Origin of the sequence: Roseibium sp., assembly GCF_965233565.1 — a bacterium.
Taxonomy (GTDB): domain Bacteria; phylum Pseudomonadota; class Alphaproteobacteria; order Rhizobiales; family Stappiaceae; genus Roseibium.
On record NZ_OZ247494.1, the window covers coordinates 235,839 to 250,524 of the forward strand.

20 protein-coding genes are annotated in these 14,686 nt (G+C 58.5%); 8 read left to right on the plus strand and 12 right to left on the minus strand.

What is annotated here, in order from left to right; translation table 11 throughout:
• Positions 1 to 82: 82 nt before the first annotated feature.
• The 5 genes from ACO6TG_RS01035 to ACO6TG_RS01055 form a co-directional block, all read right to left on the minus strand.
• Entirely contained in the window at positions 83 to 886 is an 804-nt protein-coding gene (locus tag ACO6TG_RS01035; protein WP_422376498.1) for a response regulator transcription factor, read from the minus strand.
• A 297-nt stretch (positions 887 to 1,183) separates the two neighbouring features.
• Positions 1,184 to 2,530, minus strand: coding sequence for a FliI/YscN family ATPase (locus ACO6TG_RS01040; protein WP_422376499.1), 1,347 nt, complete (start codon positions 2,528 to 2,530; stop codon positions 1,184 to 1,186).
• Positions 2,499 to 3,284 carry a hypothetical protein gene (locus ACO6TG_RS01045; protein WP_422376500.1) on the minus strand — a complete coding sequence of 262 codons (786 nt, stop codon included), beginning with the start codon at positions 3,282 to 3,284 and terminating at the stop codon, positions 2,499 to 2,501. Before ACO6TG_RS01045 ends, ACO6TG_RS01040 begins: the two co-directional genes overlap by 32 nt.
• Complete coding sequence (flgF, locus tag ACO6TG_RS01050; RefSeq protein ID WP_422376501.1) at positions 3,281 to 4,012, minus strand: flagellar basal-body rod protein FlgF; 732 nt, start codon at positions 4,010 to 4,012, stop codon at positions 3,281 to 3,283. Before flgF ends, ACO6TG_RS01045 begins: the two co-directional genes overlap by 4 nt.
• A 3-nt stretch (positions 4,013 to 4,015) precedes the next feature.
• Complete coding sequence (locus ACO6TG_RS01055) at positions 4,016 to 4,804, minus strand: DUF1217 domain-containing protein (protein ID WP_422378824.1); 789 nt, start codon at positions 4,802 to 4,804, stop codon at positions 4,016 to 4,018.
• A 185-nt stretch (positions 4,805 to 4,989) separates the two neighbouring features.
• On the opposite strand from ACO6TG_RS01055, the gene motA reads away from it, so the two are divergent.
• From motA to ACO6TG_RS01090, 7 genes are all read left to right on the plus strand, one after another.
• Positions 4,990 to 5,889: a flagellar motor stator protein MotA gene (gene motA, locus ACO6TG_RS01060; RefSeq protein ID WP_094070864.1), complete on the plus strand. Its 900-nt coding sequence runs from the start codon at positions 4,990 to 4,992 to the stop codon at positions 5,887 to 5,889.
• A gap of 3 nt (positions 5,890 to 5,892) precedes the next feature.
• Positions 5,893 to 6,852 (plus strand): flagellar motor switch protein FliM, encoded by a 960-nt coding sequence (locus tag ACO6TG_RS01065; protein WP_094070865.1) that lies wholly within the window; start codon positions 5,893 to 5,895, stop codon positions 6,850 to 6,852.
• A complete protein-coding gene (locus ACO6TG_RS01070) occupies positions 6,833 to 7,402 on the plus strand; it encodes a hypothetical protein (RefSeq protein ID WP_422376502.1) in 570 nt (189 codons plus the stop codon). The genes ACO6TG_RS01065 and ACO6TG_RS01070 overlap by 20 nt, the downstream gene beginning before the upstream one ends.
• Before the next feature lie 86 nt (positions 7,403 to 7,488).
• Complete coding sequence (gene fliN / locus ACO6TG_RS01075) at positions 7,489 to 7,791, plus strand: flagellar motor switch protein FliN (protein ID WP_208988908.1); 303 nt, start codon at positions 7,489 to 7,491, stop codon at positions 7,789 to 7,791.
• A 49-nt stretch (positions 7,792 to 7,840) separates the two neighbouring features.
• Positions 7,841 to 8,905 carry a flagellar motor switch protein FliG gene (locus ACO6TG_RS01080; protein ID WP_094070868.1) on the plus strand — a complete coding sequence of 355 codons (1,065 nt, stop codon included), beginning with the start codon at positions 7,841 to 7,843 and terminating at the stop codon, positions 8,903 to 8,905.
• 52 nt (positions 8,906 to 8,957) lie between these two features.
• On the plus strand, positions 8,958 to 10,031 hold the full coding sequence (gene flhB, locus ACO6TG_RS01085; protein WP_094070869.1) for a flagellar biosynthesis protein FlhB: 1,074 nt from the start codon (positions 8,958 to 8,960) through the stop codon (positions 10,029 to 10,031).
• Positions 10,032 to 10,056: 25 nt separating this feature from the next.
• Positions 10,057 to 10,503: a hypothetical protein gene (locus ACO6TG_RS01090; protein ID WP_208988608.1), complete on the plus strand. Its 447-nt coding sequence runs from the start codon at positions 10,057 to 10,059 to the stop codon at positions 10,501 to 10,503.
• A gap of 31 nt (positions 10,504 to 10,534) precedes the next feature.
• Here ACO6TG_RS01090 and ACO6TG_RS01095 read toward each other — a convergent pair whose 3' ends face one another.
• The gene (locus tag ACO6TG_RS01095; RefSeq protein ID WP_422376503.1) at positions 10,535 to 10,945 is read right to left on the minus strand and encodes a hypothetical protein; all 411 of its coding nucleotides are present in this window, start codon (positions 10,943 to 10,945) and stop codon (positions 10,535 to 10,537) included.
• Between the two features lie 85 nt (positions 10,946 to 11,030).
• Between ACO6TG_RS01095 and ACO6TG_RS01100 the strand changes: the two genes are divergently transcribed.
• Positions 11,031 to 11,300, plus strand: coding sequence for a hypothetical protein (locus ACO6TG_RS01100; protein ID WP_422376504.1), 270 nt, complete (start codon positions 11,031 to 11,033; stop codon positions 11,298 to 11,300).
• 38 nt (positions 11,301 to 11,338) lie between these two features.
• On the opposite strand, the gene ACO6TG_RS01105 is transcribed toward ACO6TG_RS01100, so the two are convergent.
• The 6 genes from ACO6TG_RS01105 to ACO6TG_RS01130 all read right to left on the minus strand — a co-directional run bounded on the left by ACO6TG_RS01105 (position 11,339) and on the right by ACO6TG_RS01130 (position 14,686).
• Complete coding sequence (locus tag ACO6TG_RS01105; protein WP_094070873.1) at positions 11,339 to 11,593, minus strand: acyl carrier protein; 255 nt, start codon at positions 11,591 to 11,593, stop codon at positions 11,339 to 11,341.
• 240 nt (positions 11,594 to 11,833) lie between these two features.
• Positions 11,834 to 12,289 carry a hypothetical protein gene (locus tag ACO6TG_RS01110; RefSeq protein ID WP_094070874.1) on the minus strand — a complete coding sequence of 152 codons (456 nt, stop codon included), beginning with the start codon at positions 12,287 to 12,289 and terminating at the stop codon, positions 11,834 to 11,836.
• Positions 12,286 to 12,729 carry a hypothetical protein gene (locus tag ACO6TG_RS01115; protein ID WP_422376505.1) on the minus strand — a complete coding sequence of 148 codons (444 nt, stop codon included), beginning with the start codon at positions 12,727 to 12,729 and terminating at the stop codon, positions 12,286 to 12,288. Before ACO6TG_RS01115 ends, ACO6TG_RS01110 begins: the two co-directional genes overlap by 4 nt.
• Entirely contained in the window at positions 12,729 to 13,169 is a 441-nt protein-coding gene (locus tag ACO6TG_RS01120; RefSeq protein ID WP_422376506.1) for a rod-binding protein, read from the minus strand. Before ACO6TG_RS01120 ends, ACO6TG_RS01115 begins: the two co-directional genes overlap by 1 nt.
• 422 nt (positions 13,170 to 13,591) lie before the next feature.
• Entirely contained in the window at positions 13,592 to 13,972 is a 381-nt protein-coding gene (locus ACO6TG_RS01125; RefSeq protein WP_094070876.1) for a flagellar biosynthesis protein R, read from the minus strand.
• Between the two features lie 27 nt (positions 13,973 to 13,999).
• Positions 14,000 to 14,686 (minus strand): flagellar biosynthetic protein FliR, encoded by a 687-nt coding sequence (locus ACO6TG_RS01130; RefSeq protein WP_422376507.1) that lies wholly within the window; start codon positions 14,684 to 14,686, stop codon positions 14,000 to 14,002.

Below are 14,686 nucleotides of genomic sequence, written 5' to 3' on the forward strand. Positions count from 1 at the left end.
CGTCCTCATGCCATACCGCTCCATCCTTGTTTCAACCGATCTCTTCCGCTGCCAGGTTTACCGGCGAATCTCCGACCTTCGACTAGGCATTCACGACAGACAGGAAAGGTTTGCCGGAATTTCGCAGGTCCGAAGCAGCTTCCAGCGCTTTCGCGGTTGCCTGAGACGCCTGAACCGGACGGCGTGTATCGTTGACTTTCTGCTTGGTAGCGTTGGCATCCTTCAACATGTAACCGATGTAACGGGTGGACTCGATGGCGTCGAAACCAAGCTTCTTGCGCAGCTTCTTGCGCAGCTTCGAGATATGACTCTCCACCACACATTCATCGACGCCATCGTTCATGACACCATATACGGCGTTAAAGATCTGCGTCTTGGTGACCCGGCGCCCCTTGTTCTTGACAAGATACTCAAGGATCCGGCGTTCCCGCCGCGGCAATTCCATGACATCACCCCCCACCATCGGGTCGCGCCCATCGAAGAATACTTCGATTGCGCCAGTGCCGGCGGAATTGTTGCGCGAAGTGATGCGACGACGGAAGGCGCCCACGCGAGCAATGATTTCGCGGACATGGACAGGCTTTTTCAGAACGTCATCCATGCCGGCTGAGAACAACTCAAGTGTGCTGTCCAGACTTGCCGTGTCTTCCAGTGCCACGATCTGCGCTTCCGGGCAGCGGGACCGGATAGGTGCGACATAGCCGCAACGCTCGGCACATTCTCCAAGCAAGATCGCATCAACCGAACTCAAGTCCTGCGCACAGGTGATTTCCAGCCAGTCCAGCAACTCCTGAGGTTGCAATTCCAGGGAGGCATAGCCTTCCCGTTCGAATGCCGAGGCATAACCTGCGGTTACTATCTCTCGTGTATCTACTATGATGAACATGTCAGCCCCTTGGATTTTTCCAATACCAAATCCGTAGAATTGACGGGGCACTAGGTCAACGCTCCTCACCTGTTTTAGATACTATTTCAAGATTTAAGGTAGCGGCAATTCTTATATCCACATAGAAATATGAATAAAAACTCAGAGGTATTGCGAATAACTTGAGAGAAAAATTTACTAAAAAACGACAGATCGCTGTTTTCTGCGACTTTTCAAAGAATATTGGCTAGGTATATACGCAAATGGCCGCTTTAGAAAGCGGCAATTCGACATTTAATACTGTTGTGAACAGGTCCTTCAGCCCTCGGCGGCCAAAGCCTGAGCAAGGTCTGTAAAGGGATCCGTTGGCGCCACCTGGTCGGCACGCTGCCGCAACGCTTCATAAAGTTTCGGCACCAGGCGACACGCCTTCTCCAGTTGTTCATCACCGGATGCCTGGAACCCGCCCATCATGCGCAGATCCTTGGTATCTTCAAATTGAGAAATCAGCCCCTTGATCCGGTGGATCAACTCCTGCTGCTCGGGCGTCCAGGCACGGTCTGCCAACCGCGAAGCGGAGCGCAGCACATTGACCGGAGGATATCGACCGGCATCGGCAACCTGACGATCCAGCACGATATGCCCATCCAGCAAACCGCGGATGGCATCAGACACCGGGTCGTTGTGGTCGTCACCATCCACCAACACCGAAAAGATGCCCGTAATCGAGCCCTCACCGCAGGCCCCAGGTCCGGCCCGCTCGATCAGGCGCGCAAGATCGGCAAAAACGCTGGGCGGATACCCACGGGCGACGGGGGGTTCGCCAGCTGCCAGCGCAACATCCCGTGCGGCATGGGCAAATCGTGTCGCAGAGTCCAGAATCAGCAGGACCTTGTGTCCCTGGCTTCTAAAGTACTCTGCAACGCTCATGGCCGTTTTTGGCGCAAGGCGGCGCTGCATGGCGCTTTCGTCGCCGGTAGAGGCAACGACAACAGAGTTGCTCAGCGTTTCCCCGAGGATATCGTCAATAAACTCCCGCACTTCCCGGCCGCGTTCTCCAACAAGGCCAACGACGACCGTGTCAAACTCGCCGAAACCTGCCAGCATGCCAAGCAATGTCGACTTACCAACACCGGAGCCGGCGAAAATGCCGACACGCTGACCGACACACAGCGGCGTGAACAGATCAATCACACGGACACCGGTGCGCGCGGCTTCCGAAATCTTGTTACGATTCATGGCAGGTGGCGGTGCCCGGTCCAGCAAAAACGCCTCGACACCGTGACTAAGCGCGCCGGCACCGTCGATCGGCTCTCCCAGCGCGTTGATAATGCGCCCGCGCCAACTCATGTCCGGATGAATGGCCAGGCCGCCCATCACCGAGGCAACGCTGCCAATACCGATATCGGTCACCCGTTCCAGGGGTTTCACCACGACATCGGTCTGATCGAGCCGGATGATCTCACCCTGACGCTTTGCAGACCGGCCCTCGAATTCAACGAGGTCTCCCAGGCAGACAACACGTGACAGACCGGAAACCCGGATTGATTCAGACGACACCTGGGTGACCCGGCCGCTCAGTTTGACCGGTCCGACTTCTGTCTCAAGCGCGGCCAGCGACGCGGAGACCTGATCAAGAGCGTTCAGATGCGGAGCGTTCGGCATGGCGTTCCTGCAGGGCTTTCAAGACGTCGAGCGGCAGACGATTGGATTGATGCGTGGCAAGTTGGCCAAGACCGGCGTCGGTCGGCACCACAGGGGCCTTTGCCACATCAATCTCCGTCCGTTCCACATAGGCCACAAACGACGCAGCCGTTGAGGACACCGCCCCGTCAGTTTTGATATCGTTCTGCATCAAGGCGTGGTCAGCAGAGCCTGTCTCGAACAATGCACCAAGCCCAGCCCCCACTTTTGGAACCTCACCGGTTTTGGCAGTTGTTTCCCCCAACAAGCTGGTTTGACCACCGGGCGGGCTCGCTGGAACCTCGTCCGGGCCCGGTTTGCGCGGCGGCACTGGAACGTCTGGCAACTCCTGGACCTCGCCAATCGGGGAACGTGTTTCCGCGACGAGCTGAGGCTCCGCGACGGGCGCGGCTTCACCACCTTCAAATCGGTCGCCAAGCGCGTTATAGGCCAGCATTGCCCCGAGACCGACCGGCCCGCCAAGTGCAAATCCATAAAGCGCATTGCCGGTCTTGCGGGCTTCAGTGGAGATCTGGTCGTTTGTCACGGAACGGTAGAGTTCGGCGATGCCAGGAATATGCTGCAGCGGGTTGATGACGTCGATGAAGTCGCCAAAACTGAAACCCGATTGCGCGACGTCCGGCGTTTTGGCGGCAACAGGACTTTCCTTCCGGGCTGCAAGCCCTGCGAGATCCAGCGGCTGGCCGACCGGTACGGTCAGGTCGACGGCGGTCATGAGGTCGCCCCCAGTTCGCGAATGGCCTTCTCCTGGCTCTCATTACTTGTGTCGATCATCTTGGTCGCGCTTTCGAAGGCGCGCGAGATCATGATCATTTTGGTCATTTCCCGAACAGGGTTGATATTCGCCCCTTCGACATAACCCTGCCGGATGCCATGAAGATCATAGGTCTGAACGGGTATGACCGGTTGATCCGGAATGACGGCCGAGTTTTCGGTTCTGGTCAGTGTCGCGTTGTTCGGGATCAGGAACAGCCCGATCTGACCGATCACTCCGACATCGCTCTGGCTGACTTCACCGGACTGGGTGATGAGCGGCGGCCCGCCTTCCGGGTCGAGCGAAATCGGCTGCCCGCCCGTCCCCAGGATCTGTTGACCGGTCAGTGTCCTGAGCGTGCCGTCGTCGGCAATCTGGAGCCGTCCGTCACGTGTGTAGCTGAGTGCGCCATTCGGGCTGCGGATCGCAAACCAGGCCTCGCCTTCAACGGCCAGGTCCAGCGGGTTGTCGGTCTTGTTGAGGCTGCCCGACTGCCGGGAAATATAGATCTCCCCGCCTGTTGCGAAACTCACCTGGTCCTGTCCGGCCTTGGAAATCAGCTCGGCGAATTTCACTTCGTCCGCCCGGTAACCGGCCGTGTTCATGTTGGCGACGTTGCGGGCAACCGTTTCGAGCCGGTTGGACAGGGCGACCTGCGCCGAAAGGGCGACATAAAGTGCAGACTGCATGGATCAGGATCCTCCGAGACGCAAATTCTGAATGCTGGCAAGAAGCCCCTCGCCCATCTGAACGACGCCGCTGCCATTGCCGTAAAGAGTGAGCGTCGGCGACGTCGCGCCGGCCGGTCCGTTGGCCAGGTCGTAAAGAGCGGAAAAGCGGTTGAGGAATTTCGACAGGTAGTCCGGATCGCCGAACTTGTCGAACTCCAAGTGTTCTTCCAGATAGGCCGCCTGCTTGTCGATGTCGGACAAGCCAAATTCCTGCGGCAGTCCCAGCGACGTATAGACCGCTTCCGACAAGGCCCGGTCGGCCAGAACGTCATAGGCGTTGGTAATGTCCGGAGCACGTCGCTCGAAATAGAGTGCCAGACGAACGCCCTGGTTCTGTTCGCCTTCGCGCACTTCCAGTGTCTGTCGATGAAACTTCTCGACAATTCCTTCCTGGGTTCGGGAAAACGAGGTGGTCGTTTCGCCGTAGCGCTTGAAATTGAAGGTCTCGGCGAAGGTCTTGTATTTCTGGTCTGCCAGCTGATTGGCAAAGGCCGTGCGCTCGTCCGTTCCCTCTTCCAGCACCTTGCGAATGAAGGCCTTGGCATAGGTCATGTCTTCCAGACCCATTGCCGTCATCGCGTAGCTGAAGATCCGGTCGTCGGTCAGGAACTCGTCGATGGTTTTGATGTTCCGGATGTTCTCCAGATAATACTCGCTCTGGCGCTCGACCGTCGGATCCGCCGCCACCGTCTTCAGCGAGCGCTCCATGTTGGTTCTGACCAGCTGAACCTGTGTCAGGGTGTTGATCATCGTCTTGGTTCCCGTTGCGCCCGGATGCGGGCAATCATTCACGGAAACCTTCCCCGTCAAACCTTACGCCAGGCTGACCCGACCCGGTCGTGGAATGGCGTTCCAATCGGTCAGCTTCAGACAAGTCTCAGCTTCTAGCGTCGTCCCGATCCGAGTTGACATCCACACCAGTCGGGAGCTGTTAGGTGACTATTTTAATCGGCCTGTTTATTGCGGGTGCATCTCTCATCGGCGGTTTCGCCGCCCTCGGCGGCAAGGTCTCCGTGCTGTGGCAGCCGTGGGAACTTCTCATCATCCTGGGCGTCGCGATCGGCGCCTTTGTTGTCGCCAACCCGATGAAGGTCATCAAGGGCACGCTGGTTGCCGTCTCGGATGCCCTGCGCAACGCGGTCCCGAACAAGCGCGAACATCTGGATGTGCTCGCACTTCTTTATGGGCTGATGCGTGAATTGCGCGCCAAGGGCCGCAACCAGGTGGAACCGCATATCGAGGATCCGAACACCTCGCCGATTTTCCAGAAATATCCGTCGGTCCTGCGCAATGCCAGCCTGACCACGTTCATCTGTGACTATTTCCGGCTGATCATTGTCGGCAATGCCCGGGCACACGAAATCGAGGCACTGGTCGACGAGGAACTGCACACCATCCACCGCGACCAGATGAAGCCCTTCCATGCGGTCTCGAGCATTGCCGATGCCCTGCCTGCCATTGGCATCATCGCCGCTGTGCTTGGCGTCATCAAGGCCATGGGCGCGATCGACCAGTCGCCGCAGCTTCTGGGCAGCCTGATCGGCGCAGCGCTTGTGGGCACCTTTGTCGGCATTTTCTTCTCCTATTCGCTGTTTGGGCCCCTGGCCGCGAAAATCCGGACGGTCCGGGAAAGCCGGCTGCGCCCCTATATCGTGGTCAAGCAGACCCTCCTGGCCTTCATGAACGGGGCAGATCCCCAGATCGCGCTGGAACATGGCCGCAAGACCATTTCCGACATCGATCGGCCGACCATCGACGAAGTTGAAAACGAGACCATGAGCGCCGGCGCCGCTGCCAGCGCAGACAATGTCCAGGACCTGCAGGGAGCTGCCTAAGCCATGATCGAAGCAGCGACCGCAAGCGCCGGCTCCTCCAGTTCCGAACGGGCGATGATCGCAGATCGCCTCCTGGATGCCGCCGGCATCTCTGTCGACCGCCTGCCGATGCTTCCGGTGGTGTTCGACCGGATGGCCAGGCTGATGGCCGACGCCATGCGCCAGAAATCGCCCTCACCGTCCTACATCTCGGTGAGCTATGTGGAAAACAACCGCATCGGTGACGTGCTCGACGAATTCGAATCCAACGCTCTTGTTGCCGTTCTCTATTCGCCCGAATGGGATGCGCGCGTGCTCGTCGGCTTCGACCGCGACTTCATCTTCACGCTGGTGGATGTGCTTTTCGGCGCGGACGGCACCGAACCGCCGATCGACGACGAACGCTCCTTCTCCAACATCGAGACCCGCATTGCGCGCACGATGTTCGAGGTCGCCGCCAAGGCGTTGGCGGAGAGCTTTGCTCCGATCGCTGAGACGACCCTGAAGATAGAGCGTATCGAAAGCCGCATGGATTTTGCCGTCGTCGGCCGGCGCAACAATCCGGCTGTCGTCGCCCGCCTGCTGCAACAGGCCATTGGCCGTGGCGGCGAGGTCTTCGTGGTGATGCCGCACTCGACCCTCAACCCGCTGCGTCAGCGACTGTCACAGGTTCTCTCCGGTGAGATGTCCAGCCGCGACAAGCAGTGGACCCAACACTTCCACAACGAGATCCAGCGCACCGAAGTCAAGCTGGAAGCCATTCTGGAAGAACGCGAAATGTCGCTGGGCGATCTCACCAGCCTTCAGGTTGGTCAGGTCATCGAACTCCAGGCGACTGCGCGCTCCCCGGTCACCCTCGCCTGCAACGAACAGCCCGTCTTCACTTGCCAGCTTGGTCAGCTGAACGGGTCCTACACGCTGCAGATCGAGGAACTCATCCACGAGGAAGAAAAGGATCTGTTCGATGATCTCCGTAATCGTTGATGGCATCCTGCTGGTTGCGCTTGTCGCGACCACGGTCCGGATGCTGACCATGCACCGGGAGCTGCGCCAGCTCGGCAGCTACCATGAAGACTACCAGCGCATCTTCGACCAGACAGCACTCGCGCTCGATGGCATCGAGGTCTCGATCCAGGAAATCAATGTCAAAAGCGCGCAATTGCTCAATGCCCTTGGCAGCCGGATGGACGACGCTCGGGAGCTGATCGCGGAGATCGACGGGCTGACCCGGGAAGCCAAGCGTCAGCAATCCGTCCTGAGAGCGGAGCTGAAAGAGCTTTCCAGAGCAACAGCCGTCATGAACGATCCGAAGCGCTATCAGCCGTCCCCCGACGACCTGGACCTTTTTGTCAAGGACGCAGCCGAAGATCCCGCCGCCGACCGGACTGACCCTCCCCGCACGTCGGTCCGGTCTCAGACAACCATTCATCGTGGGCAGGCCGTCGAGCAGACCCCGACCCGGGTGCATCGCATCGAAAACTCGCTGCACAGCCCGTTCCGCACCGTCTCCATGACCCAGAAGGATAAGATGTAATGTCCGACACCATCATTGATCACATTGACGCTGACGCCGGCACCAAGGCCAAGCCCGCCGATGCCACCAATTTCGCCAAGGTGGAAATGCCGGAAAAAGACCAGGCCGAGACCATCGGCGACGACCGCAATCTGGACACCATCCTCGGCATCCCGGTCAATATCCAGGTAGTTCTGGGTTCGGCGACCATGCTCGTTTCCAATCTCCTGAAACTCGGTCGCGGCGCTGTCATTCCGCTCAATCACCGGGTCGGCGAACCGATCGACATCGTTGTCAACGGCCGGGTGATCGCCCGTGGCGAAGTGGTCGTTGTAGAAGACGACAATTCCCGTTTTGGCGTTTCGCTTACGGAAATCATCAATACGCAGAACGGCGCGCTCGAGGTCTGAAACCGATCGCAAGCCTCCTCCCGGGCAGTCTCCATAAGGTAAGAAGAGTATGACGAGCACCGCCAACGCTGCCGCAGCGACCGCCAATGCCCTGGCCAAACCACCGGCACCACCAGCCAGACGCCTGAACGGTGTCCAGAGAGTGGCCGCCCTGCTGCTGTCATTGGGCAAGACAAGTTCGCAAAAGCTGCTCCGGCATTTCGATCAGGAAGAAATCCGCATGATCACCGTGACGGCCGCGCAGCTCGGCACGGTGGCCTCCACGGAACTCGACTGGCTTGCAGAAGAATTCATCGAACAGTTCTCCACCGGCACCACACTCTACGGATCCGCCAACGAGGTGGAGAAAATGCTGGAGGGCGTGCTGCCGGACGACCAGCTGGCCGACATCATGTCGGACGTGCTTGGCAACTCCAACCGTTCGATCTGGGACCGGCTGACCACCGTGTCGGAGACTGTCTTTGCCAACTATCTCCTGAAGGAGCATCCGCAGACCGCTGCCCTGATCCTGACCAAGATCAAACCGAGTGCAGCGGCAAAGGTGCTCGGCCAGATCAATGTCGAGACGCGCAACTCACTTGTTCGCCGCATGTTGTCCATCAAGGCGGTGGTACCGGAAATCATGCGGGACGTTGAAAAGACCATGCATGAGGATTTCATGCTCAATCTGTCCGGAACCCTGGAGGCCGACAGCCATGCCCGCATGGCGGACATCCTCAACAAGATGGACCGCGAGCACATGGAAGATGCGCTCGACAACCTGAACGAGGTCCGGCCGAAGACCGCGGAACTGCTGAAGGGCCTGCTCTTCACCTTCGACGATATCATCAACCTCAATGCCCGTACCCGCATGGCCATCTTCGACCAGATCCCGACCGATCGCATTGTCATGGCGCTCAAAGGGACGGACGGGCAGTTCCGGGAAGTGATCCTGTCGTCGTTGACCTCCCGTGCCCGGCGCATCGCCGAACACGAGCTGGCAGCCGCCGAACCTGCTGCGCAACGCGACGTGCTCGATGCGCGCAGCGCCATTACCAACCTTGCACTGGAAATGGCCGGGCGCGGCGAAATCGAACTCAATCCGAAACAGGACGAAGGGGCGTTCTTTGCCTGATCTGTTATCGGCCGGGTCGCGTGTTCTCGCATCCGCCTAGGCAGGAGGCCTGATGTCGGAAGAAGACAAGGATCTCAAGACAGAAGAACCCACCGAGAAGAAGATCAACGATGCCATTGAGAAGGGCAACACACCGGTCTCCCGGGAAGCCCCGGTTCTGGCAACGTTCATCGCAACGCTTCTGATCGGCAGCTTTGTTCTTACCTCGGCTGCGCAGCGGCTTTTGGAACGGCTGACCCATCTTCTGGACATTTCGGGAGGAGTGGATCTTGGAAACAGTGCAGACGCCTTGCTGCTCAGCCACGCAGTCTCCGTCGAGGTGCTCATCTTCCTGGCGCCGATCGTCTCGCTGCTGGCCGTGGCGGGGCTCGCCTCGGCCTTTCTGCAAAATGCACCCCGCATCGTCTTTCACCGGATCAAGCCGGACTTTTCAAAGCTCTCGCTCGCCAAGGGCTGGAACCGGATCTTTGGCGCCCAGGGTCTCGTGGAGTTCCTCAAGGCTGTCTTCAAGTTCTCCACGGTCAGCGCCATTGTCTATGGCCAGTTCCGAACAAATGAAGCGGATCTGATCAACGCCATGTTCACCGACCCAAGCGCCCTGCCCGAAGCGATCCTTCAGATCTCCATGAAGCTGATCGCCGGCGTCTGCATCGTCACCATCCTGCTGGTCACCGTCGACATCCTGTGGTCCCGCGCCCATTGGCGCAAGAACCTGCGCATGAGCAAGCAGGAGATCAAGGACGAGCACAAGCAGATGGAGGGTGACCCGATCGTCAAGGCGCGCCAGAGATCGCTTGCCAGGGACCGTGCCCGCAATCGCATGATCGCAGCCGTGCCCCAGGCCACCCTCGTCGTCGCCAATCCGACACATTTTGCAGTTGCACTGCGTTATGACGGGGATCAAAACCCCGCGCCGATTGTTGTAGCCAAGGGACAGGACCTGATCGCGCTCAAGATCCGCGAGATCGCGGAAGCCAACGAAATCCCCGTGATCGAGGACCGCCAGCTGGCCCGATCCCTTTACGCGGCCACCGAAGTGGAAAGGATGATCCCGCCGGAATTCTACAGGGCAGTTGCGGAAATCATTTGCTACGTGTACTCACGCCAGGCCAAAACTGCTGTATAATTTAATGTATTTGGAGGCCCGGGGAATGCACGATATGCCGGAAGGCGACGGCGACAAGCCGTCCCCGTTGGAAAGCGACCGCCAGCGCCAGGAAGCCATTGCCGCCGCCCTCACCGAGTTCATCGAAGACCTGAAACTGGTCGATGCGATCGACCTGATTGCCTATATCCGCACCGATCAGCACGGCAACATCGAAGAACTGATCAAGACGTCTGCCGAGCTCTTCTTCAAGGAGGGCTCGTTACGGTATTCCATGGCCGCCCAGGCCGAGGTCGAGTGGGACCAGACCCCAAGGGTTTCGCTGGATCTCGAGTTCTTCAACAAGGGCGTCTGGATCTATTTCACCGTTGTGCTGGCCTGGCCGGACAACGCCGTGAACGTCTCTTATGTCGAAGTGCCCGATGCCGGCGGCAGCAAGGCGAAGGAAACCGAGATGTTGCTGGATGCCCTCAAGGACGCGCGGCTGCGGTAAGGCATGCCCGTCGGACTGTGATCAATTTCGACTATTCTGGAACACGCAAAAAACCTCCTCCGGCCACGGCGGGCGGGTCTTCTTTCAGGATTTTGATCATGGACGCACCTTCCGCGTCCATGCACCATCCTGAGGGCAACTTCTTGCGCCACACAGTCGAGCCTTCACGTGTTTGCCCCTCGACATCGTAGTCGTAATCCCACTTCAACAAGAAATCGACATGACCGAGCTCTGAGGTGTTACAAAACCGAAAGACCTTTACCATATCGCGGTCCAGTCTGCTTTCATCAAGAATGCCCTGAACACGGTTTGTCGCTTTCCAGGCTGTTCTTTGATTTTCGCATTGATTGCTCAATTCAAAAAACACCGGCTCATGGTCCGCCAACGCCAGACCTGGCGCGAGAAGAAAGGCAAACAAGTTCAACAACAATCTCATGTTCACCGCTGCTTCCTTTTGAATCACATCTCAAAACCCGATATCGATCGCATGGCGGCAAAGGGCAAGGTAAGTCAAGGCACCATCATTCATGAAAAAGATCCCCATTCCGGACGATCCCGCGCACGCGGTGACGGCCATCATCGCTTATGCCGGCATCGCCAAGCGGCTGCATCTGGAGCTTTCAAAACACGCCGAAAAAACGGGCGTCGATCTTGACGCGATTCGCGACGATCTATTGCGGGAAGCCAAGAAGGCTGTGCCGCACGGGGATTTCGCCAAGGACGAGATCGGGGTCTACAAGACCATGTTCCAGGCCATCGACACGATTTTCGAAACAGGTGACCATGAACAAACCTGAAATAGGCGGCTGCCCGTCCTGTGTGCCTGTTCCTGCCTTTAACGCTTGAGCGCCTCTTCAATCTGACCGGCAAGATCCTGCAAGGTCATTTTGGCCTTTTTGTCATCCAGAGCGCTGAAGACATCATCCGGCAAAGAACACCCGAACTCGCGCTCCACGGCCATGACCAGCCCGATGGCATCGAAACTGTCTGCTCCGAGTTTTTCAAGAGTTGCATCGGGTGTCACGATCCAGTTTGAGAGGTTAAGTGTCTGGGCGACAACGGTTCTTGTTCGGCTCTCAATATCTGACATGGACTGAAAACTGCCTGGCGGAAACGGGAACGCGCTTCCTAGTGCTCCCGCCCGAGTACCGCAAGGGAACAATCAACCTTATTCAGACATTTATGCATACATCACTGTCACACAGCCGTGATGAGCGGATGTTTGTTGGACAATCTTCTTGAAGCACAAAAAAGACGCCCAGTCGAAACCGGGCGCCAATTGCCTGGGAGGCTGCAGGACAAAACGAAAGACCAGGAACGCAGATCACTTTCAATGCGTGATCACGTCCTCCTTGTCGAAATAGTTGAACTCTTCCACCAGGACATCATGCACGACCTTGCGGCCGAGTCTGCCGTTGGTGGTTTCCTTGAGGTGGACCGTGAGAGCCTCGAGGTCGTAGCGCTCCAGGCCACGGAAATCCAGGGTTTCATCGGAATAGAGCACCCTGAAGGCTTCGTCGACCAGGAAGGGATGCGGCGGTACCGGCAGCCGGCGTAGCGTGTCTCCATCGGCCGTGAACACCATTTTGATGACCACATAGCCCTGCAGGATACCATCGGACAGGATCGGAACATTGACCGGTTTCACGGTCTCGTAGTCGAGCCCGACAAAGGCCGGCTCCTCCTCCCCCACCCGCTTCTGGGCCGCCAGGTATTGCGTCGTGCCATACCCGGAGATCAGCATGGTCGCAGACATCCACAGCCCGGCCGCCAGAATCTTGATCATCGGGCACGCTCCGGAAACGGGGCCTGATAGGTGCCGTCGCTGTCAAAATCGATCATCGTCCGCGACATCAGCTGCACCACTTCGGAAACTGCATTCATGTGCAGCTCCAGAAGGCCGATATTTTCTTCCAGGACCTGTTTGAAATCGGCAAGCTCGGCCTTGAGCTCGTCCGAATAGGCGGCCGGCGGCACCAGCGCACGCGCGCGCATCAGGTCCAGCAACGCCTGGCTCTTGCCGTATTCGTAGGTCTTGAGATCGGTGGTCGGGTCAGCCCGAAGCGCCCTTGTTTCGTCGCGCACCGCCTCGATCGCGCGTTTGACGGCCAGGGTCAGAGGTGTGGAGCGCGCCGGATCCGGCCGGTGCGCCTGAACGACGACGCCGGTGGCGGCAGGTTCCGGTCCAGTGGCGTCAATCTGAGCGGTTTCCGGGCTTGAATCCATTATGCCGTATCTCCCTTGTCAGCTGTCGCCTGGGTCAGGTTGTTATTGATCATGTCGGCGATCCCGACGCCGCCGCTTGCTGCCAACTGCGTCGCTACCTGTTCGGCGAGCATCGACTTCCAGATCTCTCCAGAAGATCCCTTGCCGAAAACCTGCTCGGCGTCATCCGGCAGCATCGTCTCTACAAACTGGGTGAGGATCATCGCTTCAAAATCTTCGCCCGGCGATTTTGCAGCTGTGGCCGCGACCGCCCCTTTCGAACGGAAACTGCTCCCGGCCTCGAAGGCACGCGTCGAAGCATCCTGGAATGCCAGAGCGAACCCCTCGCCCGATCCGCCGGTGGCAATGCTGCGCAATCGGCCGGTCGCTTGCTTGAGCTCCACCGGATCGGCGGCGTTGGCGACATCCAGGATCAGGTCTGAGGGAGGTGAGATCGCCATGGTTGGCTCCTAGTGAAGATCAGTTGCAAACAAGACCCGGCGGGTGACAGGCAAGGCAAGCAATGGGCTCTGCCGGGCCTCGTTTGCAGGATCATGTCTAGCCCGCTGAGCTTGCTTGGGGCTTGTGTGGTGATTGGGCAGGCAAGCGGAACGTCTATGGTCAGGGCTCATCAATTTGATCGAAGTGGCGCAACAAACGCCGATGAGCTGCAAGGAAAAGTGCGAAAAGCGGGCTGTTTGCCCGGTTGAGCGGTTCGACGCAGCAGATCAAAGCCGTTTTTGGCCCCACCGGGATGGGGTGAATTTGCCCGGCAACGTCGTTGCAGATCTCTGGAAACCTTTCGGTTTCCTGCAGCTTTGCGCCTCGTATCCTAGCAAGTTCATCCCGACCATTTCACTCAAATACGTGGTCCTGACCCTGGCTAACCGTAACGCCGCTCCAGCAGCTCAAGCAGGTCCCGTTCCTCTTCCGCACGCTGTTCTTCGCCGCGCATCCTGGCAAGACGTTCGGACATCAGTTTCAACATCAGGCGCTGGCGGTCATATTCGGAATTGACCTTGTCCCTTGCCTCCGAGAGACGCGACATTTCTTCGATAATCCGCCGCAGACGCTCGGCCGCATTGGCAATGAAGCGGTCATGTTGCGCCAGGTCGCCGCTGGAAAGCGCCAGCAGGATACGCCGTTCCTTTTCACTCAACTGGTAGACCTGGGCATCGAGCTTCTGCAGAAGCCAAGAGGAAAACAGGAAAATCTGCTTCTGCATCCGGAACAAGCGTTCGATTTCCTGACTGTTGCGAGCCATCGACCTGAGAACCTTTCACGGCTGGGATCAGCCGAACTGGAGCCATTGGAAGTAGCTGTCGAGGAAGATCATGATGGCTTCCGCGACAACGAGATAGAGAAAGTAGAGACCGCCCGCGATTACAAACGGCATGGAGATGAAGTAGACCGGGATGGTCGGCGTCAGCTTGTTGATCAGGCCGACTGCGAAATTGACCACCACGGTGTAGACGATAAACGGGCTGCACACCCTGAGGGCCAGGATGAAGGTGCGTCCCAGTTGTTCGGCGAACTGCTCCAGGCTGGCAACGGCGGCCAGCGGCTGGCCTGGCGGTATCGCCTCATAGGACGCCACAAGCCCCCGCAGGATTTCCCAATGCTGATTGGTGATGAACACCATGGCAGTCGCCGTCACGGTGAAGAGACTTGCAACCGGCGGCAAGGTGTCCGTTCCGTCAATCGGCATGCCCGGCATGTTGGACAGGCCGATTGCCATGGAGACCAGCGTGGTCAGTGTCTCCAGGGCCGCCAGAAAGATCCGGCCGAGGAAACCGATAAAGGCGCCGGTGAGGATTTCCGCGCCGATGAACCAGGCCACCGTCCCGAGCTGCTCGTCGGGCAGCGATGCCTGGATACCGGGAACGAGCAGCGGTGACAGGGCCAGTGATATCGACAGGGCCACAAACAGGCGCACACGTGCCGGGATCCGGTTGCTGCCGAATCCCGGAATGATCAT

Excerpts from the sequence above, each read along its gene's own strand:
- ACO6TG_RS01035 (WP_422376498.1), bottom strand. The coding sequence starts at position 886 with ATGTTCATCATAGTAGATACACGAGAGATAGTAACCGCAGGTTATGCC.
- ACO6TG_RS01040 (WP_422376499.1), bottom strand. The coding sequence starts at position 2,530 with ATGCCGAACGCTCCGCATCTGAACGCTCTTGATCAGGTCTCCGCGTCG.
- ACO6TG_RS01045 (WP_422376500.1), bottom strand. The coding sequence starts at position 3,284 with ATGACCGCCGTCGACCTGACCGTACCGGTCGGCCAGCCGCTGGATCTC.
- flgF (WP_422376501.1), bottom strand. The coding sequence starts at position 4,012 with ATGCAGTCTGCACTTTATGTCGCCCTTTCGGCGCAGGTCGCCCTGTCC.
- ACO6TG_RS01055 (WP_422378824.1), bottom strand. The coding sequence starts at position 4,804 with ATGATCAACACCCTGACACAGGTTCAGCTGGTCAGAACCAACATGGAG.
- ACO6TG_RS01065 (WP_094070865.1), top strand. The coding sequence starts at position 5,893 with ATGATCGAAGCAGCGACCGCAAGCGCCGGCTCCTCCAGTTCCGAACGG.
- ACO6TG_RS01070 (WP_422376502.1), top strand. The coding sequence starts at position 6,833 with ATGATCTCCGTAATCGTTGATGGCATCCTGCTGGTTGCGCTTGTCGCG.
- fliN (WP_208988908.1), top strand. The coding sequence starts at position 7,489 with ATGCCGGAAAAAGACCAGGCCGAGACCATCGGCGACGACCGCAATCTG.
- ACO6TG_RS01080 (WP_094070868.1), top strand. The coding sequence starts at position 7,841 with ATGACGAGCACCGCCAACGCTGCCGCAGCGACCGCCAATGCCCTGGCC.
- flhB (WP_094070869.1), top strand. The coding sequence starts at position 8,958 with ATGTCGGAAGAAGACAAGGATCTCAAGACAGAAGAACCCACCGAGAAG.
- ACO6TG_RS01090 (WP_208988608.1), top strand. The coding sequence starts at position 10,057 with ATGCACGATATGCCGGAAGGCGACGGCGACAAGCCGTCCCCGTTGGAA.
- ACO6TG_RS01100 (WP_422376504.1), top strand. The coding sequence starts at position 11,031 with ATGAAAAAGATCCCCATTCCGGACGATCCCGCGCACGCGGTGACGGCC.
- ACO6TG_RS01105 (WP_094070873.1), bottom strand. The coding sequence starts at position 11,593 with ATGTCAGATATTGAGAGCCGAACAAGAACCGTTGTCGCCCAGACACTT.
- ACO6TG_RS01110 (WP_094070874.1), bottom strand. The coding sequence starts at position 12,289 with ATGATCAAGATTCTGGCGGCCGGGCTGTGGATGTCTGCGACCATGCTG.
- ACO6TG_RS01115 (WP_422376505.1), bottom strand. The coding sequence starts at position 12,729 with ATGGATTCAAGCCCGGAAACCGCTCAGATTGACGCCACTGGACCGGAA.
- ACO6TG_RS01120 (WP_422376506.1), bottom strand. The coding sequence starts at position 13,169 with ATGGCGATCTCACCTCCCTCAGACCTGATCCTGGATGTCGCCAACGCC.
- ACO6TG_RS01125 (WP_094070876.1), bottom strand. The coding sequence starts at position 13,972 with ATGGCTCGCAACAGTCAGGAAATCGAACGCTTGTTCCGGATGCAGAAG.
- ACO6TG_RS01130 (WP_422376507.1), bottom strand. The coding sequence starts at position 14,686 with ATGATCATTCCGGGATTCGGCAGCAACCGGATCCCGGCACGTGTGCGC.